Annotated in this window: 20 protein-coding genes; 14 read left to right on the top strand and 6 right to left on the bottom strand. The window is 63.0% G+C overall.

Going from position 1 to position 25,882, the window contains the following annotated elements:
* Nucleotides 1–432: 432 nt before the first annotated feature.
* Together serS and N008_RS12475 are read left to right on the top strand one after the other, a co-directional pair.
* Nucleotides 433–1,707, top strand: a complete 1,275-nt coding sequence (serS, locus tag N008_RS12480; RefSeq protein WP_044016425.1) for a serine--tRNA ligase — start codon at nucleotides 433–435, stop codon at nucleotides 1,705–1,707.
* 173 nt (nucleotides 1,708–1,880) lie between these two features.
* Nucleotides 1,881–2,966: a hypothetical protein gene (locus N008_RS12475; RefSeq protein ID WP_044016423.1), complete on the top strand. Its 1,086-nt coding sequence runs from the start codon at nucleotides 1,881–1,883 to the stop codon at nucleotides 2,964–2,966.
* Nucleotides 2,967–3,342: 376 nt separating this feature from the next.
* On the opposite strand, the gene N008_RS12470 is transcribed toward N008_RS12475, so the two are convergent.
* The 3 genes from N008_RS12470 to N008_RS12460 form a co-directional block, all read right to left on the bottom strand.
* Nucleotides 3,343–3,786, bottom strand: a complete 444-nt coding sequence (locus N008_RS12470) for an OsmC family protein (protein WP_044016421.1) — start codon at nucleotides 3,784–3,786, stop codon at nucleotides 3,343–3,345.
* A gap of 53 nt (nucleotides 3,787–3,839) precedes the next feature.
* Nucleotides 3,840–4,907 carry a glycosyltransferase family 9 protein gene (locus tag N008_RS12465; RefSeq protein ID WP_044016419.1) on the bottom strand — a complete coding sequence of 356 codons (1,068 nt, stop codon included), beginning with the start codon at nucleotides 4,905–4,907 and terminating at the stop codon, nucleotides 3,840–3,842.
* A gap of 98 nt (nucleotides 4,908–5,005) precedes the next feature.
* A complete protein-coding gene (locus tag N008_RS12460) occupies nucleotides 5,006–6,760 on the bottom strand; it encodes a helix-hairpin-helix domain-containing protein (RefSeq protein WP_044016417.1) in 1,755 nt (584 codons plus the stop codon).
* A gap of 146 nt (nucleotides 6,761–6,906) precedes the next feature.
* Between N008_RS12460 and N008_RS12455 the strand changes: the two genes are divergently transcribed.
* The 5 genes from N008_RS12455 (at nucleotide 6,907) to N008_RS12435 (ending at nucleotide 10,752) form a co-directional block, all read left to right on the top strand.
* Nucleotides 6,907–7,302, top strand: a complete 396-nt coding sequence (locus tag N008_RS12455) for a hypothetical protein (RefSeq protein ID WP_044016415.1) — start codon at nucleotides 6,907–6,909, stop codon at nucleotides 7,300–7,302.
* Between the two features lie 72 nt (nucleotides 7,303–7,374).
* Nucleotides 7,375–7,767: a hypothetical protein gene (locus N008_RS12450; RefSeq protein ID WP_156109286.1), complete on the top strand. Its 393-nt coding sequence runs from the start codon at nucleotides 7,375–7,377 to the stop codon at nucleotides 7,765–7,767.
* Between the two features lie 116 nt (nucleotides 7,768–7,883).
* Nucleotides 7,884–8,291 carry an EVE domain-containing protein gene (locus N008_RS12445; protein ID WP_044016412.1) on the top strand — a complete coding sequence of 136 codons (408 nt, stop codon included), beginning with the start codon at nucleotides 7,884–7,886 and terminating at the stop codon, nucleotides 8,289–8,291.
* A gap of 103 nt (nucleotides 8,292–8,394) precedes the next feature.
* On the top strand, nucleotides 8,395–9,966 hold the full coding sequence (locus N008_RS12440; protein WP_044016410.1) for a hypothetical protein: 1,572 nt from the start codon (nucleotides 8,395–8,397) through the stop codon (nucleotides 9,964–9,966).
* A gap of 240 nt (nucleotides 9,967–10,206) precedes the next feature.
* A complete protein-coding gene (locus N008_RS12435) occupies nucleotides 10,207–10,752 on the top strand; it encodes a DUF4252 domain-containing protein (RefSeq protein ID WP_044016408.1) in 546 nt (181 codons plus the stop codon).
* A 520-nt stretch (nucleotides 10,753–11,272) separates the two neighbouring features.
* Here the strand turns inward: N008_RS12435 and N008_RS24150 are convergent.
* The 3 genes from N008_RS24150 to N008_RS12420 form a co-directional block, all read right to left on the bottom strand.
* Nucleotides 11,273–12,859 (bottom strand): OmpA family protein, encoded by a 1,587-nt coding sequence (locus N008_RS24150; protein WP_052381492.1) that lies wholly within the window; start codon nucleotides 12,857–12,859, stop codon nucleotides 11,273–11,275.
* 273 nt (nucleotides 12,860–13,132) lie between these two features.
* Nucleotides 13,133–14,614 (bottom strand): OmpA family protein, encoded by a 1,482-nt coding sequence (locus N008_RS24145; protein ID WP_081910777.1) that lies wholly within the window; start codon nucleotides 14,612–14,614, stop codon nucleotides 13,133–13,135.
* A 324-nt stretch (nucleotides 14,615–14,938) separates the two neighbouring features.
* Nucleotides 14,939–16,234 (bottom strand): aminopeptidase P N-terminal domain-containing protein, encoded by a 1,296-nt coding sequence (locus N008_RS12420; protein WP_044016406.1) that lies wholly within the window; start codon nucleotides 16,232–16,234, stop codon nucleotides 14,939–14,941.
* Nucleotides 16,235–16,390: 156 nt separating this feature from the next.
* Between N008_RS12420 and N008_RS12415 the strand changes: the two genes are divergently transcribed.
* The 7 genes from N008_RS12415 to N008_RS12385 all read left to right on the top strand — a co-directional run bounded on the left by N008_RS12415 (nucleotide 16,391) and on the right by N008_RS12385 (nucleotide 25,791).
* Complete coding sequence (locus tag N008_RS12415) at nucleotides 16,391–17,437, top strand: glycosyltransferase family 9 protein (RefSeq protein WP_231569702.1); 1,047 nt, start codon at nucleotides 16,391–16,393, stop codon at nucleotides 17,435–17,437.
* Nucleotides 17,438–17,694: 257 nt separating this feature from the next.
* Nucleotides 17,695–18,927, top strand: a complete 1,233-nt coding sequence (locus tag N008_RS12410; protein WP_044016402.1) for a M16 family metallopeptidase — start codon at nucleotides 17,695–17,697, stop codon at nucleotides 18,925–18,927.
* Nucleotides 18,928–19,059: 132 nt separating this feature from the next.
* Nucleotides 19,060–19,500: a YDG/SRA domain-containing protein gene (locus N008_RS12405; RefSeq protein WP_044016400.1), complete on the top strand. Its 441-nt coding sequence runs from the start codon at nucleotides 19,060–19,062 to the stop codon at nucleotides 19,498–19,500.
* Between the two features lie 29 nt (nucleotides 19,501–19,529).
* On the top strand, nucleotides 19,530–20,171 hold the full coding sequence (locus N008_RS12400; protein ID WP_044016398.1) for an O-methyltransferase: 642 nt from the start codon (nucleotides 19,530–19,532) through the stop codon (nucleotides 20,169–20,171).
* Between the two features lie 94 nt (nucleotides 20,172–20,265).
* Entirely contained in the window at nucleotides 20,266–23,208 is a 2,943-nt protein-coding gene (locus N008_RS12395; RefSeq protein ID WP_044016396.1) for a TonB-dependent receptor, read from the top strand.
* Nucleotides 23,209–23,504: 296 nt separating this feature from the next.
* Complete coding sequence (locus N008_RS12390) at nucleotides 23,505–25,403, top strand: lytic transglycosylase domain-containing protein (protein ID WP_044016394.1); 1,899 nt, start codon at nucleotides 23,505–23,507, stop codon at nucleotides 25,401–25,403.
* On the top strand, nucleotides 25,336–25,791 hold the full coding sequence (locus tag N008_RS12385) for a LysM peptidoglycan-binding domain-containing protein (RefSeq protein WP_081910776.1): 456 nt from the start codon (nucleotides 25,336–25,338) through the stop codon (nucleotides 25,789–25,791). Before N008_RS12390 ends, N008_RS12385 begins: the two co-directional genes overlap by 68 nt.
* The last annotated feature ends 91 nt before the right edge of the window (nucleotides 25,792–25,882 follow it).

The raw sequence follows: 25,882 nt of genomic DNA, 5'->3' as shown, positions 1-25,882 counted from the left end.
CTCAGGCAATGTCCGGGAGCCGCAGGCGCGGCGTTCAGCACGGGGGGGGTGTTCGAAAAGGAACAGAGGGGGATGGTGGTAGGCGGTGGCGCTGGAAATATCCACGGACCGGACGTCAGTAAAAGCAACGACGGGCCCGGCATCAGCAGCCGGCTTGTTAACGCAATGTTAGCGCAAACCCGCCGAACTGCCAAACCCCCGGCTACATTTTGCGGGATTCCTGCGTGCTGCTGCTTTCGGCAGCGCTTTTGGCTGCAGCCTACGCGGTTAGCTCAACGAATGGCGGGGATGGCGCTGCCTCTGGAACGGGACTTTGCCCGGTTAGGTTCAGGTTGATGCCGCCGCCCGCGCCAGCCTTATATAGGCCGGCCGTAGAATCTGCGGAATCATTCGGCTACTTTTGCAGCATCCTCTTCCGCGTTTTCTGCCCTTATGCTACAAGTTTCCGTCCTGAGAGAGCACACCGAGGCCGTACTGGCCGGGCTAACTAAAAAGCACTACAAAACGGCTGAGGCCGACGTGCAGGCTATTCTGACGCTGGACCAGCGCCGCAAGGAGCTCCAGACCACCCGCGACTCAGCCCAGGCCGAGGCCAACGAGCTGGCCCGCCAGATCGGGGGGCTGATGAAAGCCGGCGACAAAGCCGGGGCCGAAACCCTGAAAGCCCGCACCGCCGAGCTCAAGCAGCACACCAAAGCGGCCGACGACGAGTTGACGCAGGTGGAAGACGCCCTCCAGCAGACGCTCTACAAGCTGCCCAACCTGCCCCACAGCAGCGTGCCCGAAGGCCGCGCCGCCCAGGACAACGAGGTGGTGCGCGAAGGCGGCCAGAAGCCCGAGCTGCCCGCCGACGCCCTCCCCCACTGGGACCTTATCAGGAAGTACGACATCATCGACTTCGAGCTGGGCAACAAGATTTCCGGCGCGGGCTTCCCGGTCTATAAAAAACAGGGAGCTCGCCTCCAGCGGGCCCTCATCAACTTTTTCCTGGACGAAGCCCGCGACGCCGGCTACGACGAGGTGCAGCCCCCGATTCTGGTGAACGAGGCCAGCGGCTACGGCACCGGTCAGCTCCCCGACAAGGAGGGCCAGATGTACCACGACGCCAAGGACAACCTCTACCTGATTCCGACCTCGGAGGTGCCGATTACCAACCTCTACCGCGACGAGATTGTGCCGGTGGAGCAGCTGCCCATCCGCAACACCGGCTACACGCCCTGCTTCCGCCGCGAAGCCGGCAGTTGGGGCGCCGACGTGCGCGGCCTCAACCGCCTGCACCAGTTCGACAAGGTGGAAATCGTGCAGATTACGCAGCCCGAAAACAGCTACGCCGCCCTCGACGGCATGGTGGCCCACATCGAAGGGCTGCTGCAGAAGCTGGAGCTGCCCTACCGCATCCTGCGCCTCTGCGGCGGCGACATGGGCTTCACCTCGGCCCTCACTTTCGACCTGGAGGTGTGGAGCGCCGCACAGGGCCGTTGGCTGGAAGTGTCGTCGGCTTCGAACTTCGAAACCTACCAGGCCAACCGCCTCAAGCTGCGCTACCGCGGCGAGGGCAACAAAACGCAGCTGCTGCACACGCTCAACGGCTCGGCGCTGGCGCTGCCCCGCATCGTGGCCGCCCTGCTCGAAAACAACCAGACGCCCGACGGCATCCAGCTGCCCAAAGTACTGCACAGCTACTGCGGCTTCGAGAAAATCGGGTAATCAAACCTTGATCAGATGAAAACGGCCCGGACAACCTGCGTTGTCCGGGCCGTTTTGCGTAGGGTTGGTGTCCGCGTTGTTTTCCGCAAAACGAAGCTCCTAGCCGCACTGGGCTTCACCTACTGGCTTTGCCTTATCTTACTTCCCGGTTTTACCCTAATCCGTTTCCTGCCATGACTACTGCCGACGCTCCGGATGCTGCCTACCTGCAACAGGAAATCGAGACGGCGCTGCGGGAGCCCGACCCGATACTGGCCAACCTGCTGATTACGCGCTGCCATTATCTTTTGTCAGAGGCGCTGCAGGTTGCGCTGGGAGCGGGTGCCGGGGCCAACTTTCATAGCTGGGCGGTGTGGGGCTCGCGCAAGGCTGGAGTAACCATTCGGCAGGAAGATTTAGATGACGCCCGGCGCGATGGCACCATTGTAGGAGGCATAGTGGGCGGTTTGGTAGGTATCGGGTGTGGGTGGCTGCTGGGCTGGGCACCTGCCTGGCTGCCGGCCGGCGCATTGCTGGGGGCCGGGTGCGGTATTGTGGCGGGGCGGCTGATTATCAGCCACAGCCGGCGGCACTCAGCCAGACTGATTCTGGCGGGCAACCGGACCGTATTGGAAGACATTGGCCTGCAAACCGTTCGGTTTCTGCGCTGGCTGGCCCAGGCAGCACCTACGCACCCGGCTGCTATTGCCGACTTCCTGGCCAACCTCCGCCCTGGCCCCGTGGGGCAGCAAAACCAGGAGCTGCTGCGGCAGGCTTTTTCACAGTATTACATTGCCCGGACCACCAACAACGCCGCCGAAAAGCAGCAGGCTGCTTATTTGGGCAACTGCTTTGCGGTCTGGCATGAGCATGTACGGCTTGAGCCCTACATTCAGGGCGCTATGCCGCTTATCATCCGCCGCTGCGTAACGGCGCGGCTGCTGCAGTTCGACATTGGCACTCTCCGCCTGGCCGTAGCCCGGGATGTGCCGGCCCCGCCCCTGCCTACTGAGCTGGACGTTGCGCCCTCGTCCCACATGCAGGCGGCCCTGGCGCTGCTACGAACAGGCAGCGGTACGGCCACTGCCGGCAGTTCTGCATTTGCCAGCACCACCGCCCACGACTGGACCCGTATTAAAGAGCGGATGCGCTACGTGTTTGCTTTATTCCGGGCTTTCCACACCGAGCCGCAGGTTTTTTCTATGCCCTATGAGCCAACCCAGCTGGCTGCAATTGCCGAAGGTCGGCGGCCGGTTGGGGCGCTGCACCAGGCTAACTAGCCCACCTGCTGTTATAGAGCGGTAGCAGCGCGAGCTTTGTAGTTCGCGTCTCCGCGCCGTCCGGGCGATTGTCGTTCTGGGGGGCGAACTACAAAGCTCGCGCTACTGCCCTAACGCCACTGCAACCAACGCCCTGCGTTGCGGCAGTAGCCTAAGTTGCTGAGTAGCTCCAGAGGGGCAGAATATTGATAGCACTCTTGGTCGATAAACAGAATAGAACCCCGGCGGGGCGATACCTGAACCGGGCGGTCGAGGTGTCGCCCCGCCGGGGCTTGCGGCAATTTTACGGCTATACTTCTACCGACATAACGCCCCGCTGGGGCTACGCAGTGACTCCGCCGCTTGAGTTGCCTTCTCGATACTTACGTCTTGCTACTTAAACCGCGGCCAGCACCGTCACGATATGCAGGCCGCGCATCAGGGTTTTCTGCACCGGGCACTTTTGCGAGATGACGTGCAGGCGCTGGCGCTGCTCGTCGGAGAGCGGGCCCAGCAGGCGCAGCTCCTTTCCCACCTGATCCAGCATTTCGCCGGGCTGCTCACACTTTTCGCAGTCGGCGGCGTGCACGCGCTGGTGGCGCAGGCGCACCTCGATGCCTTCGAGCGGCCACTTTTTCTGGGTGGCGTAGAGGCGCAGCGTGATGGCCGTGCAGGCGCCCAGCGCCGACAGCAGCAAATCGTAGGGCGTGGGGCCGCGGTCCTGGCCGCCTGCTTCGGCGGGCTCATCCACGAAGTAGGTGTGGCGGCCGGCCTGTACATCGGCCAGCAGCGCCTCAGGGCCCACGGTTACCAGCACGGATTTATCGGGCGTATCAGACATGGGCGAAATGGGTTAGCGGAAACAGAAAGTACGCATTTCGCCCGGCTTTCCCGTTAGCGCCCATCCTGCGTTGGTGGCAGCTCCAGGTTGAACTGGATGTCGCGCATGCAGCGAAAGTGGCCTTGGGGGCACTTTTCGTAGCCGATCTTCGAGCAGGGCCGGCAGCTCAGATTGGGCACTTCCAGCACCCGGAATTCGGTGCGGTAGGGATACATGCCGAACTCGGGCACGGTGTTGCCCCACACGCTAAAAATCTCCTTACGGAAAGCCGCCGCAATGTGCATCAAGCCAGTATCGTGGCTGACCACCAGGCTGGCCTGCCGCACCAGCGAGGCCGACTGGTTGAGGCTGAACTTGCCGCAGGCGTTGTAAATCGTTGTTCGTTGTTGATTCTCTGTGTTTCGTTGTTTGGGGAAGTAGTACGGGCTGTCGGGGATGAGCGGCGCGGGCGCGGGCGAAACGGCGGCGCCCGCGTCGAAGGCCAGCTCTACCACGTGGCCGGTGGTTTCGTCTTCGGGGCCGCCGAGTAGCACCACCGGGCGGCGCAGCAGGCCACACAGTTCGATGATGCGCTCCACGGGCAGCCGCTTGGTGGCGTGCTGCGCCCCGATGGCAAACGCCACGTAGCCGCGCCCGAACACCGGCGGCAGCGCCTGCGCTATGTCCACTTCGTCGGCTTCCGGGATGAAATAGTCCAGCCCCCGGCCGTCGTTCTTCACGCCGAGCGAGGCCGCGGCGGCTAGGTAGCGGTCCACGATGTGCACGCGCGGCATAGTGTGCAGCTTCAGGTTCACGAGCAGCCACTTGCGCCAGTTCAGCTTGTCGAAGCTGGCCGAGCGCACGCCCAGCCGGGTTTTGAGCAGCGTGGTGCGCAGGTTGTGGTGCAGGTCTACCACAAAATCAAACCGTTCGGCTTTCAGCTCCGCCACCAGCTCCGCGAGCGAGCCGGTGAGGCAGTGCACCTTGTCCACGTAGGGGTTATTGGCCACGATGCCGCGGTAGCCGGGCTTGGTGCAGAAGTGCACCACGGCCCCCGGCACCTGCTGCTTCACGGCCCGGATAACGGGTGTAGTCAGCACAATATCGCCGATGGAAGAAAAGCGCAGAATCAGGATTTTCATGGGAGAGTAATGAGGTGATGAAGTAAAAGGTGATGAGGTAATAAGGCATGACGTTTTTTTCACCTCATCACCTTTTACCTCATCCCCTCATCACTTTCTCACCCAAACAACGAATCCTTGAACTCCAGCGGGGGCTTGATGCCGGCTTTGCGCTTGGCGAAGTACTCGGCCACTTCCGCCGCCGACTTGGCATTGAAGGTCATGTCCTTGGTCAGGCCACCTTTGCGGCCCATGAACACGCCGTAGCGCATGTCGGCGTAGCCGTTGGTATGGTGCGCGTCGGGGTTGATGCTGAGTTGCACGCCCTGGTCCAGCGCGTAGCGCACCCAGCGCCAGTCCAGGTCGAGGCGGTAGGGGTTGGCGTTGATTTCGATGATGACGTTGTGCTTGGCGCAGGCGTCGATGACGGCTTTGTGGTCGAGCGGGTAGCCTTCGCGGCGCAGCAGCAGCCGGCCCGTGGGGTGGCCCAGCATGGTGGTATACGGGTTTTCGATGGCCCGCAGCACCCGCGTGGTGGCCTTGCGCTCGTCCATCTTCAGGTTGGAGTGCACCGAAGCCACGATGAAATCAAAGGTTTCCAGCACCGTGGGCGGGTAGTCTAAAGAGCCATCCGACAGAATATCCGACTCGATGCCCTTGAAGATGCGGAACGGCGCCAGCTCCTGGTTGAGCTCGTCGATTTCGCGGTGCTGCTGGCGCACGCGCTCCGGCGGCAGGCCGTTGGCGTAGTGCGCCGCCTGCGAATGGTCGCAGATGCCGAGGTACTCGTAGCCCTGGCCCTGCAGGAAAGTGGCCATCTCGCGGAGGCTGTGGCTGCCGTCGGAGTAGGTGCTGTGGTTGTGCAGCGAGCCGCGCAGGTCGGCGTCTTCGAGCAGCGTGGGCAGCTTGTTTTCGCGGGCCAGGGCCAGCTCGCCGAGGCCTTCGCGCAGCTCGGGCTCCACGTACTGCAGGCCGGCGCGCTCGTAAAGAGCGGGTTCGGTGGCGAACTGCTCGCGCTTCAGCCACTGGCGCAGCGTGGCGGGCTGGCCGGGCTGCGGGGTTTCGTGCAGCGCTTCGGCCAGATGGTTTTCGGCGGCGGTGCTCAGCAGCAGCTGGTTGGTGAAGGCAGCCGGCGCCACCAGCAGCACTTCCACCTTCACGCCCGAGGCCGTGGCCGTGCCGCGCCAGGCAAACGGGCCGCTGCGGCGCGGGTCTGGCGTGAGGCCGTCCAGGGAATTGAGGGTGGTGTGGGCGGCGGCCGGATCAGCGGTGGCAGCCACCAGCCCCACGGTTTCCACGGTTTCGAGGCGGCGGCGCACCTCGCCGGCCACGGCGGCTTCGGCTATGCCGGCGGTGGCCTGCAGGCGGGTCAGCAGGTCGTGGGCCAGCTCTTCGGCCTGCGGGTAGAGCAGCTTGCCGCGGCTCTGGTCGGTGAAGTCGAGGGCTTCGAGGATGCCCTGCTGGGTTTTCTGGCCGAAGCCCTTGAGCTTGCTCACCTCGTCGTTCTGGGCAGCTTCACGCAGCTGCTCGGCGCCTTCAATGCCCAGCTCCTTCCACAGGCTGCGGATTTTCTTGGGCCCGATGCCTTTAATCTTCAGCAGCTCTACCACGCCGGGCGGGGTGGCGGCCAGCAGGCGGGTCAGTTCCTCAAACGAGCCGGTATCGAGCATTTCGGCCACTTTGGCGGCGGCGGTTTTGCTCAGGCCGGTGCGGTCGGGCAGGCCCGTGCGGTCGAGGTCGGCCACGGGCACCGTCAGCTGCTCCAGGGCATTGGCGGTGCCTTCGTAGGCCCGGATCTTGAACGGATTTTCCTCGTGCAGCTCCATGAGCTGGGCGGTCAGGCGAAAAGCACGAATCAGGGCGCGGTTATCCATAGCAAACAAAGGTAGTTTGTGCGGGGTAGTTTACGGTATGCCGCCCCGTGGCCGCCCGATTTCTTTACATTCGTTGTGAGGCGGCGCCGTATACACCTGCCACGGCGCCTGTCCTGCCTCCATCACCTCTAACCCCTCTGCCTTTTATGCGTCTGTTCACTGTTCTGGCCGCGCTGAGCGTTTTGCTGCTGGCCGCCACCTGCCAGCCCGGCACCTCGGCCTCGTCGCCGCTCCGCAAGCTGGAGCACACCTGGCTGCACGCCCACGAAGAAGACCAGGGCGACGTGCGCGTGTACCGGCCCAACACCTACGCCTTTCCGCCCTCGCGCGGCCGTACGGGCTTTGCCTTCGAGCAAAACGGCCTGTTCACGCAGTTCGACATTGCCCCCACCGACGGGCTGGAAGGCCGCAAAGGCACCTGGAAAGCCGAAAACGCCCAGACCCTGCTCATCTCCCTCGACGACAAGAAAGACCCCGACTACCGGCTGGAAATCGTGTCGCTGGAAAACGACGTGCTGAAGGTGCGGCGGCTGGAAAAATAGCCCTCCGGCACGATTCTGGCCCCCTGCCCCACTGCGTTCCGTATCTCTCCCTTCCACTTACTTTCTCTCCCTATGCGCCGTTTGTTGTTTGCCCCACTCGTTTTGCTGCTGCTGCTGGTTCTGGGCGGCTGCCAGGACCGCGCCGATGCCGGGGTGCCGGCCGGTATTGCCGGCAAAGACTGGTTTTATGCCCACCTGCCCGAAGAAAAAGGTTTGCTGACCTACAAGCTTGCGGGCACCTTCGAGCCGAAGGGCGGCATGGGCATCGACGGCTTCCGCCTGGAAACCGACGGCTCGTTTGTGCGCCACACCCAGGGCCCCGACGATGCCGCGCTGGACGTGCCCGGCACCTGGAAATCCGAAGGCCCGGGCAAGTACCGCATCAGCCTCCGCAACGGCCAGCCGGCCTTCCTGCTCACGCTGGAGCTGCTGGACGCCGAAACGCTGCGCGCCCGGGAAAACTAGCTGCGCTGGCTACCGGACCCGGCAAAACAACCGGATAAAAAAAGGTGAGATTCCTGTTGCGGCTGCCCAACTTGCGGCCCGAAACAGCAACCTCACCTTTTTTCTTTTCCTGCAATTTGAACTACTGGCTCGTAAAATCGGAACCCGAAGCCTACTCCTGGGACACGTTTGTGCGCGACGGCGGCACCGACTGGACCGGCGTGCGCAACTACCAGGCCCGCAACTTCCTGCAGCAGATGCAGCCCGGCGACCTGGTGCTCTACTACCACAGCGTGAGCGACAAGCAGGTGGTAGGCGTAGCCCAGGTAACCGCCGCCGCCGCCCCCGACGCCACCGCCGAAGCCGGCAGCCCCTGGGTGGCCGTGCACCTGCAGCCGCAGCAGCCGCTGGCCCGCCCGGTGTCGTTGGCCCGCATCAAGCAGGAGGAGCGCCTCAGCCAGATCGGGCTGCTGCGCCAGTCGCGCCTGTCGGTGATGCCGCTCAAGGCCGCCGAATTCGACACGATTCTGGAGCTGGGGGCCTGATACCGGGGTCCGGCCGCATTTTTGCGGGGTCGGGCATGACTTTGCGGCGTCTGTCGCGTATCTTCCCTACTCTCCGGCTCCGCTCAGGCAGCCAGCCCCGGCCATGAAGCACCTCTTCCCGTTTCTGCTCAGTATCTGGTTGGTTGCGGCCGGCTCCGCCGGGGCGCAGCCGGCTCCGCCGGCGCCCTACACACCCGCCCAAAACGGCCGCCTGGAGCTGGATTTGCAGGAATATTCTGCCGAGGTGGAAGTGCAGCCCATGCTGCAGGACAGCAGTGTGCTGCTGCTGGTAAAGCAGGACGAGCCCGGCATCCGCAACGACACCTACACGCTCCAGAAGTACGACCACCGCCTGCAGCCCGGCTGGAACAGCAAGGTGGATCTGGCAGGCGAGTTTCAGTTTCAGCGGTTCTGTGCCGAAGGCGCTATGGCCTACGCGCTGTTTCAGTCGGGTTATGTGGAGCACCGCCTGATGGTGGCGGCCGTGGATGGCAGCACCGGCCAAGTGCGCACCGTGCAGTTCGACACCAAGCTCACGCGCGACGTCTACGACCTGAAAGCATTGGCCGGCAACCTCTTCGTGACGGTACTGGTGGATAATCACCTCACCATTCTGCTGCTGGACCTGGCCACGGGCAAGCACCAGTTTCTGCCCTCGGTGTACGAGCCGCTGCCGGCCCAGCTGTCGTTTCTGGCTGATTCGGCGGCGCAGCGGGCCGAGTTTGTGCTTAGCCAGAGTAACGGCTTCAAAAACCGGCTGCAGCTCAAGCACCTGTCGGCGGGCGGCACGCTACTTACCTCGGAGTTTGTGCAGGCCGAGAGCGAGCGGGGCCTGATTTCGGCCCAAATCAGCCCGGCCACCGACTCGGCTGAGGGCCGCCTGCTAGCCGGCACCTACACCCTGCGCGACCCGCGCTACTCGCAGGGCCTGTTCGCGGCCGACCTTACGGCAGGCGTCACGCCGTCGGGCTCGCGCCGCTCACTGCGGTTCTATGACTTTGCCAACCTCAAGCACTTCTTCGACTTCATGAGCCCCAACCGGGCCAGCCGGCTGCGGCAGAAAAGCGAAAAAATGCGCGCCGCCGACCGGGTGCTGCGCCTGCGATACCGCACCCTCATGCACGACCTGGTGCCATTCGAGGATGGCTACGTGATGGTGGCCGAAGTGTATTTCCCGCATTACCGCTACAACTCCTACGGCCCGAGCCTGGTGTACAACCCCTACTACTCGGCCTACGACCGGGCCAGTTGGGCCAACGGCAACCGCAACTTCGACGGCTACCGCATCACGCACGCCCTGATTTGCGGCTTTGATAAGCGCGGCAATTTGCTCTGGGATAATACGCTGGTGATGAAAAATGTGGAGCTGCGCACGCTCACCGAAACCGTACGCCTGCGTCAGCTCCCCGATGGCCGCCTGGCCGCCTCCTACCTGCAGAACGACAAGCTGTACTATAAGGTGATTGACCGGGCCTCGCCTTCCCCCAACGACCTGAGCGTCAACCTGACTACCTCGGCCCTGCCTTCTGCCCGCGAAAAGGCCACCAATACCACACAGGAAGGCCTAGTAACCTGGTACGGCAACCGGCTGCTGGCCTACGGCTTCCAGCACGTACGCGCCGAGCGCGGCCCCGACCGGGACGTATTCTTTCTGAATACCATCAGCTTCGAGTAAGCGCTGGGCCAAGAATGCCGGATAGCCATATTGCATCGGCGATAGAAGATAATAGTGGAGAAAGGTCCAGCCGTAGGGCTGGAATCGTCGTTTAAGACGCAGCAGGTACGCTGGCAGGGTAGTTGACCCGTAAGCTACTGATTGTGAAAATGCTTGCTTTCCGCTGGCGAATCGGTTGGCAGCGGCTCAGTTGAAACCTGCATCTTGCGTTCATCTTTCTCTCACTTTCTCTCCTTTTTTATGAACAAACGCGCATTTCTGTGGCTGCCGCTGGTGGCCTTACTGATGCTGGCAGGCTGCCGCGCCGCCGGGCCCGAGCGTCCGGCCCGCACGGTAGCCGAATTCTTCAACAAGTACGAAAACCGCTCCGGCTTCAAGGCCACCGACTGGTCGGCGGGCCTCACTACTCGGCTGCTGCTGGGCCGCTTGGGCAGCCTTGGCGGCGGCTCCGACCTGACGCAGGCGCTTTCGTCGGTACGCAGCTTTAAGGTGCTCACCTTCGCCCCCACCAGCAACAGCGCACAGAAACTGGTAGCCGATGGGCTGGTGCAGGAAGTGAACGGCCTGCTGGCCAACGAGCGGTATACGCCCCTCACCACCACTGGCGGCAACATGCGCTACGCCACCCGCATGCAAGGCGACCGGGTGACGGAACTGGTTACCACCAGCAGCGTTTCAGGCGCGCCCGACTCGTTTCTGCTGATGTCCATCGGCGGCAACTTCACACGTGAGCAACTCGACCAGCTGCTCAAGATTCTGCCTAACGTGGCCGACATGAGCAAGTAAGATCTGACTGCCCGTATTCCTGAAAAGGCTGCTTCTCACGAGGCAGCCTTTTTTTTGGCTTTGCGCAGGCGCCAACCGCCTCTTCAGTCTGCGGCATTTGCGGCGGTGCAGGTTCCCGAGTCACTATACCGACTCCCGCCAGCAAGGGAATCTCCTGGCTAACCGAAGCCGCAGAGGAGCCGCGTAACGGCTTAGGCATGGAGCAGCTTGGATAACACCCAAAACAAGCCGCGTAGCGGCGCCAGGTTTGTAGGCGAATGTGTCGCCGCTGCGTGGCTTGCAGGTCTTCGGCAGGCAGTGACACCTGCCGCCGATACGCGGCCTCTCCGCAGCTGAGGTTATTTACTATTTACAGCGTCTTTCAGATTGGTGCACCAGATAGTGCCAACGCAAATCAGCTCCATTGGCAATCAACTCGCCCTGCCTGCGGCCGGAGGTTGGTTACGGATACGCACAAAAAAAGCGGCCAGCTCAGGGAGCTGGCCGCTTTTGGCAGTTGGTTGGGGTATGAGCCGGCCGATTACTTGCGGCGCGGCGCTGGCTTACGGGCCGGAGCCTTTTTCACCGGAGCCTTGGGAGCTGCTTTCGGAGCGGCGGCCGGAATTTCCGGAGCTACACCGTACTTGGTTTCAGCTGGGTTCGGGTCACCGGGCAGGTACACGTCGAACTCTACGCGGCGGTTGATGGCACGGCCGGCTTCGGTAGCGTTGTCGGCAATCGGCTTGGTTTCGCCGTAGCCATGCGACACGATACGGTCAGCAGCAATGCCTTTGCTCAGCATGTACGTGCGGGCCGAAGCAGCACGCTCATCCGACAGACGCAGGTTGTAAGCGTCGTCGCCTTTGTTGTCGGCGTGGGCCGAGATACCGAGGCTATAGTCTGGGTAGTCGTTGAGGATCTGCACCAGACCGTTGAGCGTTGGGAAAGAAATAGGCTTCAGCGTAGCCTTATCGAAGTCAAACTGGATGAACTTCGTGGCTTCCTGCAGCTTCTTCTTCTCTTCTACCTTCATTTCTGGGCAGCCTTTGTTGGAGGCCGGACCGGGGCGGTTCGGGCAGCGGTCCTGGTAATCTGGAACACCGTCGCCGTCTTTATCGAGTGGGCAACCGGTAGCATCTACTGCTACGCCGGCTGGCGTGTTGGGGCACTTATCGCTGGCATCAGTTACACCGTCGCCGTCAGCGTCGGGGCAGCCCTGCAGCTCGGCTTTGCCGGGGGTATCGGGGCACTTGTCTTCCGAGTCGCGCACGCCGTCACCGTCACGGTCGGGGCAGCCTTCGAGGGCCGCCAGGCCTTTTTCGGTGGGGCACTTGTCCTGGTAATCCGGAACGCCGTCGCCGTCGCCGTCAAGCGGGCAACCGTTGACGTCTACTGCCACGCCGGCTGGCGTGCCGGGGCACTTGTCTTTGCGGTCGGAAACGCCATCGTTGTCTTCGTCAGCCTTTTTGCCGAGGGCAATGGTGAGGCCGGCGGAGTGCTGCAGATACCGGTCGTCGAAGCTGTTATCGTCGCGGACTGGGTCCATGTCGATGTTGGCGCTCAGCGGAAAATGCTGGCCGGTCTGCACAAACAGGCCCACCGACTCGCTCACGCGGAACGTGATACCGGCGGCGCCGTGCACGTCAAAATACGTGTCGCTGCCGTCGAAGGCGCGGGTGGTGCCGTTGCGGTTGATAACGCCGTCGGAGCTAATGAACGCTGCACCAGGAGCAATCAGCAGGTAGGGCTGGATGAACGCCGTTTCCTTCAGCGCCCAGCCGTTGTTGAGCTTCAGCTTGAGGCCCAGGTTGGCATTCACGATGTTGGCCTCGAAGAAGCTGCCGAACTGCGGCGCGCCCTGTACGGCATCGTAGTTTACCTTACCATAGTTAAGGTGCAGGCCCAGGTCGACGCCGGAAGTGAGGTAGCGGCTGAAAGAAATGCCGCCGCCCAGCTTCCAGTTGTCTTCATTGTTCCAGTACTGCGAGCCAAAGTTGCCTTTATACTGAAGCGTGTTGGCCGACAGACTGATAGCCGTTCGCTGGTCTGCGGTTTGAGCAAACACGCTAGGTGCCGCCGCCAACAGCGACAAACCCAGCGCGGCGCTGGTGGTAAGGAGTTTTTTCATGGTGAGAAAAATGTGGTGGAAATACAGGACAATAGAGCATTGCCCTATTAGTTGCCCGCAATTTACCGTCCTATACTTTCACCATTGCCCCAAGGTTGTGCTTAATCAAGATTCTATTTCGCAGCCAACCATTTTACCCGCTGTTAGACAGACTTTTATTGATATATACTTTGTCTATTATGCATTGCTGCATGACTTGATAGCAGGCCGCAAAAACAGAAAAGCGGCGAACCCAGAGGGTCCGCCGCTTTGGCTGGCTGTAGCACGCAACGCTTATGGCTGCGGTGCGCCGGGCACGAAGAACTCAAAATTGAATTCTACGCGACGGTTCTGGCTCATATTTTTCGACGACGTGTTTGGCGCGGCTGGCTGGCTTTCGCCGCGGCCTTCCGTCACGATGCGGGCCGGATCGAGCTGCTTGCCGGTGAAGTAGCGCTTCACCGAGTTGGCACGACGCTCCGACAGGCCCTGGTTGTACTCGTCGGTACCACGGCTATCGGCGTGGCCGATAACGCGCAGGCTGTACTCGGGGTGGTCTTTGAGGGCCTGCACCATCTTGTTCAGCGTGGGGTACGACGACGTGGTGATAACCGTGCTATTAGTATTGAAGCGGACGGGTTTCTCCAGGGCCTTCACGGCTGGGTCAATGGTCATGGGGCAGCCATTGGCATCTACCCGCGCACCGGCAGGCGTGTTGGGGCACTTATCCATATCGTCCTTCACCCCGTCGTTGTCGGAATCAAGTACGAGTGGGCAGCCGTTGGCATCTACCTGGGTGCCGGCGGGCGTGCCGGGGCACTTGTCATTTTTGTCGGCTACACCGTCGCCGTCAGCATCGGGGCAACCACGCAGCGCGGCCGTGCCGGCCTCGTCGGGGCAGTCGTCTTCGGAGTCGCGCACGCCGTCGTTGTCACGGTCGGGGCAGCCTTCAAGGGCGGCGGTGCCTTTCTCGGTGGGGCACTTATCCTGATAATCCGGAACGCCGTCGCCGTCGCCATCAAGCGGGCAGCCGTTGGCGTCCACCGCTACGCCCGACGGGGTAGCGGGGCATTTGTCTTTGCGGTCGGGTACGCCGTCCATGTCCTCATCCTTGGCTTTGCCCAGCGCCACCGTCAGGCCCGCGGTATGCTGCAGGTAGCGGTCATCAATGCTGTTGTCGTCGCGGATAGGGTCACCATCGATGTTGGCCTTCAGCGGAATGTGCTGGCCGGTCTGGATGAACAGGCCCACGGCGTCAGAAAGACGGAAGTTAATACCGGCTGCCCCAAAGGCGTCGAAATAGCTCTTGTCTTCGGCCAAATTGGTGCTGGTACCATTGCCATTGAAGGTTCCTTCGCGGCTGGTGAAAACCCAGCCCGGTGCCACCAACAGGTAGGGCTGAATTACGGCGTCCTCTTTCAGCGCCCAGCCGTTGTTCAACTTCAGCTTCAAGGCCAGATTCACGTTCACCACGTTGGTGTTGAAATTGGAGCCGAAGCGGGCGGCGCTTTGTTCAGGCGTGCTCTTCAGCTCCACATAGGCACCGCTCAGGCCCAGGTCGAGGCCGGGGGTGAGGTAGCGGCTGAAGGTGATGCCGGGGCCGTAATTGTTGTCAGACCACTTCCAGAAGTTAGAGCCGAAATTGCCCTTATACTGGTAGGCGCTGCCATATAGGCTGATGGCCGTTTTGCGGTCGGCTGTTTGGGCCTGCGTCCGGGGAGCCGCTGCCAGCAGCGTGAGTCCCAACGCCAGGGAGGGGGTTAAGAAGTTTCTCATAGCCAAAGCATTTGGTGAACAGAATCGCCCCGAAAAAGCCCCGGCTATATAGCCCGGCACCCTTCAGGAATAGAGTTCTATACATACAGCCGCCTCGGAAAGTTGCTGTATGCGCGGCCCTGGCTGGTACCGCGCACTGCACAATACCGGGTTAGCAGAACGCCTCCCGGCCGGGTTACCGCCTGATTTCCACCGCTCCCCGTTTTGGCCACCGGCTGCTGCTTGGCTACCGGCCCGCCAGTGCAACTTCCTGCCTGAGTGCAAAAAAAAGCCGCCTGATTTCAGCAGGCGGCTTTTCAGCAAGCAGTGAGTTCACCAGGATTTCTACCGGGCGGCGGCCATCAGGCGCTCGATATCGGCTAACTCCAGCGGAATATTCTTCATCAGGTCGTCGTTGCCGGTTTTGGTGATGAGAATGTCGTTTTCGAGGCGGATACCGAGGCCTTCCTCGCGGATGTAGATGCCCGGCTCGCAGGTGTAGACCATGCCCGGCTCGAAGGTGCGGTACTTGAAGCCCACGTCGTGCACGTCAAGGCCGAGATAGTGGCTGGTGCCGTGCATAAAGTACTTTTTGTAGAGCGGTGCGCCGGGGTCCTGGTTCTTCACGTCGGAGGCGTTCAGCAGGTCTAGCCCGATCAACTGCTCCTCCATAAACTGGCCCACGGCGGCGTGGTACTCTTCAATGTTGCCGCCCGGCACCAGACGGCTGGTGGCAAACTTCATTACCCGCAGCACGGCTTCGTACACGTCGCGCTGGCGCTTGGTGAAGGTGCCGTTGATGGGGATGCTGCGCGAGAGGTCGGCGGCGTAGTTGGCGTACTCGGCCCCGAAGTCGAGCAGCATGACGTCGCCATCCTTGCATTCCCGGTCGTTCGAGACGTAATGCAGGATGCAGGCGTTGGCGCCCGAGGCGATGATGCTGCCGTAAGCCGGCCCGCGCGAGCCCTGGCGTAGAAATTCGTGGAAGATTTCAGCTTCAATCTCATATTCCATCACGCCGGGCTTCACGAAGCCGAGCAGGCGGCGGAAGGCGTCGCCGGTGATGTCGGCGGCCTTTTGCATCAGCCGGATTTCCTCGGGGCTCTTAATGGCGCGCAGCTGGTGCAGCAGGCGGGCGGCGCGGCGGTACTGGTGCAGCGGGTAGGCCTCGCGCAACTCCTTAATGAAGCGGGCGTCGCGGGTTTGCACCTCCACCGTGGCCCGGATGTGCTCGTTGGAGTTGAGGTACACGTTTTCGGCCTCGTTCATGAGGGCCGGTAGCACACTCTTAAAGGAGTCGAGCCACATGATGGTGCGCACGCCGGTTTGTTCGCGGGCCTGCTCCTTGGTCAGCTTGTAGCCTTCCCACACCAGAATGTGCTCGGAGGTTTCCTTCAGAAACAGGATTTCGCGGTACTGCGGCAGCACCGCATCGGGGAAAATAACGAGGATGCTTTCCTCCTGATCGACGCCGGCCAAGTAGAACAGGTCGTTGTTCTGGCGGAAAGCCATGGTGCCGTCGGCGTTGGTCGGCATCACGTCGTTGGAGTGGAAGATGGCCAGCGAGGCCGGCGGCAGCAGCTCGCGGAAACGGCGGCGGTTTTCGATGAACAGCTCGGGGGCAATGGAACCGTAGCGCATGGGGCGGGGCTTGGGTGGTAAAGACAGAAGGACGCGGCCGGGGCGCGCCGGCTGCAAGTTAGGAGAATGCCGGGAGCTGGCTCGGGCCATCGGGCCAGGACTTTTCAGATCCAGACCACCGGGCAGTTGCGTATCATTGCAACCCACTTTCCTCGCATGCCTCCTGCTGCCCTGATGCCCGAAGCCCTGCCCCGGCCCCTGCTGCTCATCCAAACCGCCTTCATCGGCGACGTAATTCTGGCCACGGCGCTGCTGGAGCACCTGCACCGCACGGAGCCCGGCACGCCCGTAGACTTTCTGGTGCGCAAGGGCAACGAGGGCCTGGTGCAGCACCATCCGCACGTGCGGCAGGTGCTGGTCTGGGACAAGAAGCAGGACAAGTACCGCGGCCTATGGCGCCTGCTGCAGCAGATTCGGGCAGGCAACTACGGCCGCGTCATCACGCTGCAGCGCTTTGCCTCCACCGGTTTCCTGACGGCCTTCTCCGGCGCGCCGGAACGCATCGGCTTCGACAAGAACCCGCTGGCCCGGGGCTTCACGCGGGCCGTGCCGCACATCATCGGGGCCGGGGTGCACGAGGTGTCGCGCAACCTGCACCTGCTCGACCCCGCCTATGATGGCCCCGTTCCGGCCCCACGCCTCTACCCTACCGCCGCCGCTGAAGCCGCCGCCGCCCCATTTGCGGCCGTGGGTCCTTATCTGTGCATTGCGCCTACGTCGGTGTGGTTTACCAAGCAGTTTCCGCAGGAGCAGTGGCTGAAGCTGCTGGCGGCCCTGCCGGCGCACTACACGGTGTACCTGCTCGGCGGCCCGCCCGACGTGGCCGCCTGCGAGGCCCTGCTGGCCGCCAGCGGCCGCGAAAAAACGCTGAACCTGGCCGGAAAGCTGAGCTTGCTGGCCTCGGCGGCCCTCATGCGTGGGGCCGTGCTCAACTACGTCAACGACTCGGCGCCCATGCATCTGTGCTCGGCGGTGGGCGCGCCTACCTGCGCCGTGTATTGCTCCACGGTGCCGTTTTTCGGGTTCGGGCCGCTCAGCCCATTTTCGCGGGTGGTGGAAATTGAGGGCGACCTGGACTGCCGCCCCTGTGGCCTGCACGGCTACGCCAAGTGCCCGCTGGGCCACTTCCAATGTGCCTACGGCATCGAGACGCGGCAGCTGTTAGGGGCCCTGGCTGAGGCGGAGCAGGTGGGGAAAGGGTGATTCCTGGTGATGAGGTGATGAGGTGATGAGGTAAAAGGACGTCATGCAGAGGCGCAGCCTAAGCATCTCGCGTGCTGATGCTGGAGTGGTACTGGTATTCTGAACGTCAGCCCGCCAAATGCATCAGCGTCCCCTTGGCATGGCGGTCCTGCCTGTTGCCTGTCGTACCTTTGCAACCAGCTACGCTCTGGCGTGGTTATACAGGGCCGGGGCACACTATTTCAGTTCCGGCGCCCCCTACCCCAAGCCCCTACGCAATGTCTGATTACGACCTGTACGAGTTGCCGAACGGCATCCGGGTTTTGCATAAACAAGTAGTACACACCAAAATAGCGCACCTGGGCTTTCTGCTCGACATTGGCTCCCGCGACGAGAAGCCGGCCCAGCAGGGCCTGGCGCACTTCTGGGAGCATATGGCCTTCAAAGGCACCGAGAAGCGCAAAAGCTTCCACATCCTCAACCGCCTCGAAACCGTGGGCGGCGAGCTGAACGCCTACACCACCAAGGAGAAAATCTGCTTCTACGCCTCCCTGCTCAGCACCCACTTCGAGCGGGCCTTCGAGTTGCTGACCGACCTGACGTTCAACTCGGTGTTTCCGGAAAAGGAGATTGAGAAGGAGCGCGGCGTGATTCTGGAGGAAATGAGCATGTACCAGGACGCCCCCGAAGACGCCATCATCGACGACTTCGACGACGTGGTATTCGCCAAGCACGCGCTGGGCCACAACATCCTGGGCACCCGCGAGAGTGTCAGCAGCTTCCAGCAGGCCGATTTCCAGCAGTTTCTGAAAGAGAACGTGCGCACCGACCGGCTGGTGTTCAGCACCGTCAGCAACCTGCCGTTTTCGGAAGTGAAGCGCCTGGCCGACAAGTACCTGGCGCCGCTGCCGGCGCAGCTGGGCGCCCGGCCCCGCACGCCGTTCAGCGGCTACCAGCGCGTAAACCAGCTGGAGCGCAAGCCCATCACGCAGGCCCACTGCCTTATTGGCGGGCCCGCCTACGCCATCGAAGACCCGCGCCGGATTCCGTTTTTCCTGCTCAATAACCTGCTGGGCGGCCCCGGCATGAACTCCCGCCTCAATCTGGCGGTGCGCGAGAAGTACGGCCTGGTCTACACCATCGACTCCACCTACTCGCCTTACACCGACACGGGCCTGTTCGGCATCTACTTCGGCACCGAGAAGAAGCAGGTGAACCGTACCGTTTCGCTGGTGCAGAAGGAGCTGAAGCGGCTGCGCGAGCAGGCGCTGGGCACGGCGCAGCTGCACACCACCAAAGAGCAGCTGATGGGCCAGATGGCCATGGCCGAGGAAAGCAACGGCGGCATGATGCAGCTGCTGGCCAAAAGCACCCTCGACCTGGGCCGCGTGGAGTCCATCAACGAAATCTTCGACCGGATACGCGCCATTACGTCCTCCGAGCTGCTGGAAATGGCCAACGAGGTGCTCACGGATGATAATCTGAGCGTGCTGCAGTACGTGCCGGAGTAAATAAACCCGTCATGCATAGGCGCAGCCGAAGCATCTCGCCAGTGTGGTAAAGTCACCATCTTGGCGAGATGCTTCGGCTGCGCCTCTGCATGACGGGTTCACTCCTTCACTCACTCATCCTCCCCTCACACTATGCGCATATTCGGCCACATCGGCACGTACCGGCCCGGCGACCTGTTCGATAATCGGCTGGAGTTGAGCTTGCGCGGGCTGCACCGGCCGCGCCGGGCGGGCGTAAGTGGCAGCCAAGCGGAAGGCGCCGATTCTATTGTGCTAGCCGGAGCTTACGAAGACGACCTGTTCGGGGAAGACGAAATCATCTATTCCGGCAGCGGCGGCCGCGACATGAAGTCAGGACGCCAGACCACCAATCAGGAAATGACCGGCCGCAATCTGGCCCTGCGCCGCAGCCAGGAAACCGGCCTGCCGGTGCGGGTATTCCAGCGCGTGACGCATGAAGGCCGGGAGGCAATCCGCTACGAAGGCCTGTACCGCCTCATCAGCCACGAGTTTGCGCGTGGCGCGGCCGGATTTCAAGTGTTGCTGTTCAGGTTGGTACCGCTGGCACCGTAGCCCAACGCCGGCGGCTCTACCTTTGCCGCATGAATTCCGAAGACTTTTTCCGCTACGCCGACCACCACACCACACCCGAGCCGCCGTTGCTGGCGCGCCTTAACCGCGAAACCCACGTCCAGACGCTGATGCCGCGTATGCTGAGCGGGCACGCCCAGGGCCGGCTGTTGAGCATGATCAGCCACATGGTGCAGCCCCGGCGGGTGCTGGAGCTGGGCACCTTCACGGGCTACGCGGCCCTGTGCCTGGCGGAGGGGCTGGCCCCCGATGGCGAGCTGCACACCGTGGAATTCAACCCCGAGCTGGAAAGCCGCATCCGGCGCTACGTGGCCGAGGCCGGCCTCACTGAGCGGCTGCACCTGCACATCGGGCGGGCGGCCGACGTGGTGCCGACGCTAACCGAAACCTGGGATTTGGTGTTCATCGACGCCGACAAAATCAACAACGACGCCTACTACGAGCTGGTGCTGCCGCAGGTGCGCCCCGGCGGTTTCCTGCTCATCGACAACGTGCTGTGGGGCGGCAAGGTGGTGGATTCCTACGTGGTGAAGCCCTCCGACAAGGACACCCACGCCGTGCGGGCTTTCAACGACAAGGTGCAGGCCGATGAGCGGGTGGAAAACGTGTTTCTGCCCCTGCGCGACGGCCTGCTGCTGGTGCGGAAACGGTAGCGGCGGGCGGGCTTTTTTCGGCGAAGAGTAAACGCGGGGGCCGCAATTGCGTCTATTGCTCCTGGTGACGTATCTATCCGCCGACTTTTCGCTAATGCTCAGACACTTCCTTACGGTTATCCTACTACTGGCTACCACGCTGGCGGCCCACGCCCAATCCTCGCTCAGTGGCCGCATTGTGGACGGCACCGACCAGTCGCCGCTGATTGGGGCCAACGTGCTGGTGCGGGGCCTGTCGGCCGACTCGGTGAAGAACGGCGCGGCGGCCGACGCCGACGGCAACTTCACGATAACCAACCTGCCCAACGGCCGCTACCAGCTCACGATTTCGTTTCTGGGCTACCAGACGCTGCAGCGGCAGCTGACGCTGAGCGGGCAGCCGCTGGCCCTGGGCAACCTCACGCTGGCCACCGGCGGCGTGGCCTTGAAAGGCGTGGAAGTAGTGGGCAAAGCGGCCGCCGCCATCCAAAAAGGCGACACGGCCCAGTTCAACGCCGGCTCGTTCAAGACCAACCCCGACGCCAGCGCCCAGGACCTCATCACCAAGATGCCCGGCGTGACCGTGGACCCGACCAACGGCAAAGTGCAGGCCCAGGGCGAGCAAGTGCAGCGGGTGCTGGTGGATGGCAAGGAGTTTTTCGGCAACGACCCCGACGCGGTGCTCAAGAACATTCCGGCCGAGGTCATCGACAAGATTCAGGTGTATGACCGCGCCTCCGACCAAAGCCAGTTTACGGGCTTCGACGACGGCAACCAGCAGAAAACCATTAACATCGTAACCAAGCCGCAGTTCCGCAACGGCAAGTTTGGGCGGGTGCTGGCCGGCTACGGCCCCCAGGACGACCGGTACCGACTGAGCGGCAACCTCAACCAGTTCAAAGGCAAGCAGCGCCTGAGCGTGGTGGCCCAGAGCAACAACGTGAACGAGCAAAACTTCGGCACCGAAGACTTGCTCGGCGTGGTGGGTACCTCGTCGGGCGGGGGCGGCGGGGCGCGGGGTGGGCGCGGGGGTGGCCAGGGCGGGCGGCCCGGCGGTGGCGGCCAGGGTGGCGGCGGCAACAACTCCGGCGACTTTCTGGTGAACCAGCAGGGCGGTATCAGCAAGACCCACGCGCTGGGCCTCAACTACTCCGACACCTGGGGCACCAAAACCGACGTGCAGGGCAGCTACTTCTTCAACCTCTCCGACAACACGGCCCGCACCAACCTGCTACGCCGCTACGTGGCGCCGCAGGGCTCCACCGATGATCTGCGCTACAATGTACTGTCGCAGAACGCGAGCCGCAACATCAACAACCGCTTCAATCTGCGGCTGGAGCACAAGTTCGATTCGGTGAACTCGCTGATTTGGCGGCCCAGCCTCTCGGTGCAGCGCAACACCGGCAACAGCGGCCTCGACGGGCGCACGTTCCTGAGCACCGGCGACGTAGCCGGCGAAACGCAGGGCGCCAACACCAGCACCTACCGCTCGGCTCTGACGGGCATCACGGCGGCCAACCAGCTGCAGTACCGGCACCGTTTTGCCAAGCGCGGCCGCACGGTTTCGGTGGGGCTGAACACGACGTATAACGACAAAGAAGGCGACAACAACCTGCTCTCGTCGACCTCGGCGGTGGGCGGGCGCACCACGCTGCTCAACCAGTTTTCGGAACTCACGCAGCAGGGCTGGGCCTGGACCGGCAACGTCAACTACACTGAGCCCATCAGCCAGTTCAGCCAGCTGCAGGCCGAGTACCGCGTGTCGTACACGCCCAACGAGTCCGATAAGCGCACCTTTGACTTCTCGCCGGGCGAGCAGGCGTTTTCGTTGCTCAATGACACGCTCAGCAGCGTATTTCAGAGCCGCTACCTCACCAACTCGGGCGAGCTGACCTACCGCTACCAAAACAAGGACTTCCAGTGGACCGTGGGCACGGCCGTGCAGAACGCCCAGCTGCGCTCCGACCAGGAGTTTCCGCGCGCAGCCCTCACCGAGCGCAGCTTCCTGAACGTGCTGCCCAACGCCACGGTGCGCTACAACTTCTCGAAGCAGCAGAACCTGCGGCTCAACTACCGCACCAACACCAACGCCCCCAGCATCAGCCAGCTGCAGGAAGTGGTGAACAACGCCAACCCGCTGCAGCTCACCACCGGCAACCCCAATCTGCGCCAGGAATACCGCCACAACCTGTTTCTGCGGTATTCGTCGGCGGTACCGGAGAAGTCCACCTCGTTTTTTGCTCTGATCGGCGGCTCCTACACCAACAACTACATCACCAACAACACCATCTACGCCGGCACCTCACCCGTGACGGAAGGCGGCATCGTCATTCCGGTGGGCGGCCAGCTCACGCGGCCCGTCAACGTCGATCAGCAATACACGCTCCGCTCCTTCCTGAACTACAGCTTGCCACTTAGCTTAGTGAAGTCCAACCTCAACCTGAACGCCAACGCCACCTACTCCCAAACGCCGGGCCTGGTGTTCAGCGAGCTGAACTACAGCCGCACGCCGTCGTTTGGGCTGGGCGCGGTGCTGAGCAGCAACATCAGCCCCGAGCTGGATTTCACGCTGTCCTCGAATTCCAGCCAGAGCTACGTGCGCAACTCGTTGCCCGGCCAGGTAGACCGGCAGTACTTCCGCCAGAACACCAGCCTGCGCTTTTCCTGGATTATCGCGAAGGGCGTGACGGTGCAGTCTGATGTGACGCACCAGCTCAACCAGGGTTTGTCGGCGGGCTTCAACCAGAACTTTGTGCTCTGGAACGGCTCGGTGGGCAAGAAGCTGGGCGCCAAGCAGCAGGCCGAAATCAAGCTCTACGCCTTCGATTTGCTGGGCCAGAACAACAGCATTCAGGTCAACAACACGGCCGCCTACACCGAGGACGTGCAAACCAACATCCTCCAGCGCTACTTCATGCTGATGTTCACCTACAACATCCGCAGCTTTGCCGGCGCCGGCCCCGCCGATGCCCTGCCCGGCTCCGGCGCCCCCGGCGGCCGGCGCGGCCCGGGCGGCTTTGGGCGCCCCGATGGCCCGCCGCCCGGTGGCGGTATGTAGTCTGATTCAAGAGCAAAAGCGTCGGCCGGGCCGGCGCTTTTTGCATTTCCGGGAGGTCAGCAGATAGGCCGGCCGCGGCTTGGCTGAATCGAGGCTGGGTCGGAATTGAATTCCGGGCAGTGTGCAACCCAATCTTTTCAGAGGTAAAAGCGCCTGCAGGTTTGCGGGTATTGTCGGGGCTGATGCCACATGACCGGGCTAATTATGTCAATTCCCGCGTTTTTTTCCTCTACTTTGTAAGCGTCGGAGTCTGGTGAGCACAAGTCGCGAAGCCAGAGCTGCGCTTGTTGCCTGTCATGAAAAGAATTGTACTCGTACTGCTTTGCTGGCTACCGCTGCTGGCCGCCGCCCAGAGCGTATCCGTTCCGGCCACCTTCGATTTTGCCGGCCTGCACCTGCGCCTCACCGAAGGCGGCCGCCGCGCCGTGCAGCAGAAAGTAGACGCGCTGCGCAGCCACCCGGCCTCGTTTCAGGCCCGCGTGAACCTGGCCGACGCCTACTTCCCCCTTATCGAGCGGGTGTTTCAGGAAGAAGCGCTGCCGCTCGACTTCCGCTTTCTGGTGATTCAGGAAAGCGGCCTGCAGGGCGATGCGCAAAGCATCCACGATGCCGTGGGCTACTGGCAGTTCAAGCGCGAAACCGCCGCCGACTTTGGCGTGGTGATGAACGACGTGGTGGATGAGCGCAAGCACATTGTGGCCTCCAGCCGGGCCGCTGCCAAGTACCTCAAGCGCAACAACCAGGCTTTGCACAACTGGCTGAACACGCTGCTCAGCTACAACCTGGGCTCGGGCGGCGTGAAGCCCTACACCCTGCCCACCGACTACAACGCCACGGAAATGCCGATTTCCGAGCAAACCCACGCGTACATCCTCACGATGCTGGCCCACAAGCTGGCCTATGAGCCCGCAGTCGGCCACAACCCCAAGCCGCTGCTGCAGCTGCAGGAGTTTCCGGCGCCGCCCGGCCTCTCCATGGCCGGCATTGCCCAGAGCCTGCAAACCGACCCCGCCGAAACCGCCCGCCACAACCGCTGGCTGCTCACGCCCACCGTGCCCACCGACCGCATCTACACGATGCTGGTGCCCATCACCGACCCGATTCAGCAGACGGCCCTGGCGGCGCAGCAGAAAAGCGCCACCGCCGGCCAGCTGCTCAACCAGCCCAAACCCGACCCGCAAAACGCCGACTACGTGCGCGTGAACGGCATCCGGGCGCTGGTGGCGCTGCCCGGCGAAACCAAGGAAAGCATGGCCAAGCGCGCCAACCTGAAGGTGCGCAAGTTCATGCAGTACAACGACCTGTTTGCCTTCGATAACATTGTGGTGGGCCAGCCTTACTTCGTGCAGAAAAAGCGCGACAAGAGCGAGGTGGAATACCACGTGGCCCAGCCCGGCGAGAGCGTGGCAACGGTGTCGCAGAAGTACGGCATCCGGGCCAAGGCCATCTGGGCCAAGAACCGCATGCCGCGCAATGAGGAGCTGCGCCCCGGCCGCATTCTGTGGCTGAAGCACACTCGCCCCAAAGACGTCGCCATCGAGTACGCCGACAGCAAAAACGAAAAGGCGCTGGCGGCTTTCGAGCGGCCTTCGGCGGCCTCGGCACCCAAAGCCGCCCCAGCAGCCCCAGCCGCGACGCCGGCCTCGGCCGACCCAGCCGCGAAGAAGCGCCGCATCGATGAAACTGAGCCGTACCGCGGCAACACGGCCAGCGCCATCCGGGAGCTGGAAGACGCCGTTGAAGCCGACGACGCCCCCGCCCCTTCCGGCACGGTCACCCAGCCCGATTCCGCCACCGACGCCACCACCGAAAACCTGAACGAGCTGGGCGCCGAGCCCGCCGCCCCACCCGTAGCGGCGCCCGCCCCGAAGCCGGCTGCTCCCGCCGTGGCCCCGGCCCCCAAGCCAGCCGCTACCCCCGGCGCCGGTAGTTGCACCAACTGCTCCGGCTACGCCGCGCCCGACAGCTGCCACGCCGCCGGCCCGCAAGCCCCTGCCCGCCTCCACGCCCGTCGGCGACGAGCCCACCACCGACGACGAGCCGGCCGCGCCGGTAGCCGCGCCCCGGCCAGCCCCCAAACCCGTAGCGGCCGCCGCGCCAGCGGCGGCGCCAGCTGCCAAACCGGCGGTGGCGCCTGTTGCCACGCCAGTAGCCGCGCCCCGGCCCCTGCCCCCTACCCTGCCGGCCGCGAGTAGCCCGGTGGAGCCGGTGCCGGCCAACGGCCTGCACACGGTGCAGCCCAAGGAAACGCTCTACGCAGTGGCCCGCCGCTACAACCTGCGCCCCGCCGACCTGATTGTCTGGAACAACCTGCCGCAGAATCCGTCGTTGCGGCTGGGCCAGGTGCTGCGGGTAGCGGCGCCGGCTGGCGGCACGCCGGCACCCTTGGTGGCGCCAGCAGCGTCAAACCCGACGGCCGCTCCGGCGGCGGCTATGGTGCGCCACACGGTAGCCGGCGGCGAGTCGATGTATGCCATTTCGCGCAAATACGGCGTCACCATCAAGCAAATCATGGAGTGGAACAACAAGGCCGACTTCAATGTGAAGCCCGGCGAAGTGCTGCTGGTGCAGCCAGCCAAGTAAGCTCCTGCCGCTGAGCGCGCATCCGTAGTGCGGTGGCGGCAGCCCATTCCGCGCTGCCCGGCCGGATACTCGGCTGCGGGCAGCGGCGGCT

It is taken from the genome of Hymenobacter sp. APR13, from assembly GCF_000737515.1.
Lineage (GTDB): Bacteria > Bacteroidota > Bacteroidia > Cytophagales > Hymenobacteraceae > Hymenobacter.
Note: the sequence above shows the minus strand (reverse complement) of the source record. Positions and strands in the feature narration are given on the sequence as shown.

Coding starts and splice junctions, on each gene's coding strand:
- serS (WP_044016425.1), top strand. CDS start 433: ATGCTACAAGTTTCCGTCCTGAGAGAGCACACCGAGGCCGTACTGGCC.
- N008_RS12475 (WP_044016423.1), top strand. CDS start 1,881: ATGACTACTGCCGACGCTCCGGATGCTGCCTACCTGCAACAGGAAATC.
- N008_RS12470 (WP_044016421.1), bottom strand. CDS start 3,786: ATGTCTGATACGCCCGATAAATCCGTGCTGGTAACCGTGGGCCCTGAG.
- N008_RS12465 (WP_044016419.1), bottom strand. CDS start 4,907: ATGAAAATCCTGATTCTGCGCTTTTCTTCCATCGGCGATATTGTGCTG.
- N008_RS12460 (WP_044016417.1), bottom strand. CDS start 6,760: ATGGATAACCGCGCCCTGATTCGTGCTTTTCGCCTGACCGCCCAGCTC.
- N008_RS12455 (WP_044016415.1), top strand. CDS start 6,907: ATGCGTCTGTTCACTGTTCTGGCCGCGCTGAGCGTTTTGCTGCTGGCC.
- N008_RS12450 (WP_156109286.1), top strand. CDS start 7,375: ATGCGCCGTTTGTTGTTTGCCCCACTCGTTTTGCTGCTGCTGCTGGTT.
- N008_RS12440 (WP_044016410.1), top strand. CDS start 8,395: ATGAAGCACCTCTTCCCGTTTCTGCTCAGTATCTGGTTGGTTGCGGCC.
- N008_RS12435 (WP_044016408.1), top strand. CDS start 10,207: ATGAACAAACGCGCATTTCTGTGGCTGCCGCTGGTGGCCTTACTGATG.
- N008_RS24150 (WP_052381492.1), bottom strand. CDS start 12,859: ATGAAAAAACTCCTTACCACCAGCGCCGCGCTGGGTTTGTCGCTGTTG.
- N008_RS24145 (WP_081910777.1), bottom strand. CDS start 14,614: ATGAGAAACTTCTTAACCCCCTCCCTGGCGTTGGGACTCACGCTGCTG.
- N008_RS12420 (WP_044016406.1), bottom strand. CDS start 16,234: ATGCGCTACGGTTCCATTGCCCCCGAGCTGTTCATCGAAAACCGCCGC.
- N008_RS12415 (WP_231569702.1), top strand. CDS start 16,391: ATGCCTCCTGCTGCCCTGATGCCCGAAGCCCTGCCCCGGCCCCTGCTG.
- N008_RS12410 (WP_044016402.1), top strand. CDS start 17,695: ATGTCTGATTACGACCTGTACGAGTTGCCGAACGGCATCCGGGTTTTG.
- N008_RS12405 (WP_044016400.1), top strand. CDS start 19,060: ATGCGCATATTCGGCCACATCGGCACGTACCGGCCCGGCGACCTGTTC.
- N008_RS12400 (WP_044016398.1), top strand. CDS start 19,530: ATGAATTCCGAAGACTTTTTCCGCTACGCCGACCACCACACCACACCC.
- N008_RS12395 (WP_044016396.1), top strand. CDS start 20,266: ATGCTCAGACACTTCCTTACGGTTATCCTACTACTGGCTACCACGCTG.
- N008_RS12390 (WP_044016394.1), top strand. CDS start 23,505: ATGAAAAGAATTGTACTCGTACTGCTTTGCTGGCTACCGCTGCTGGCC.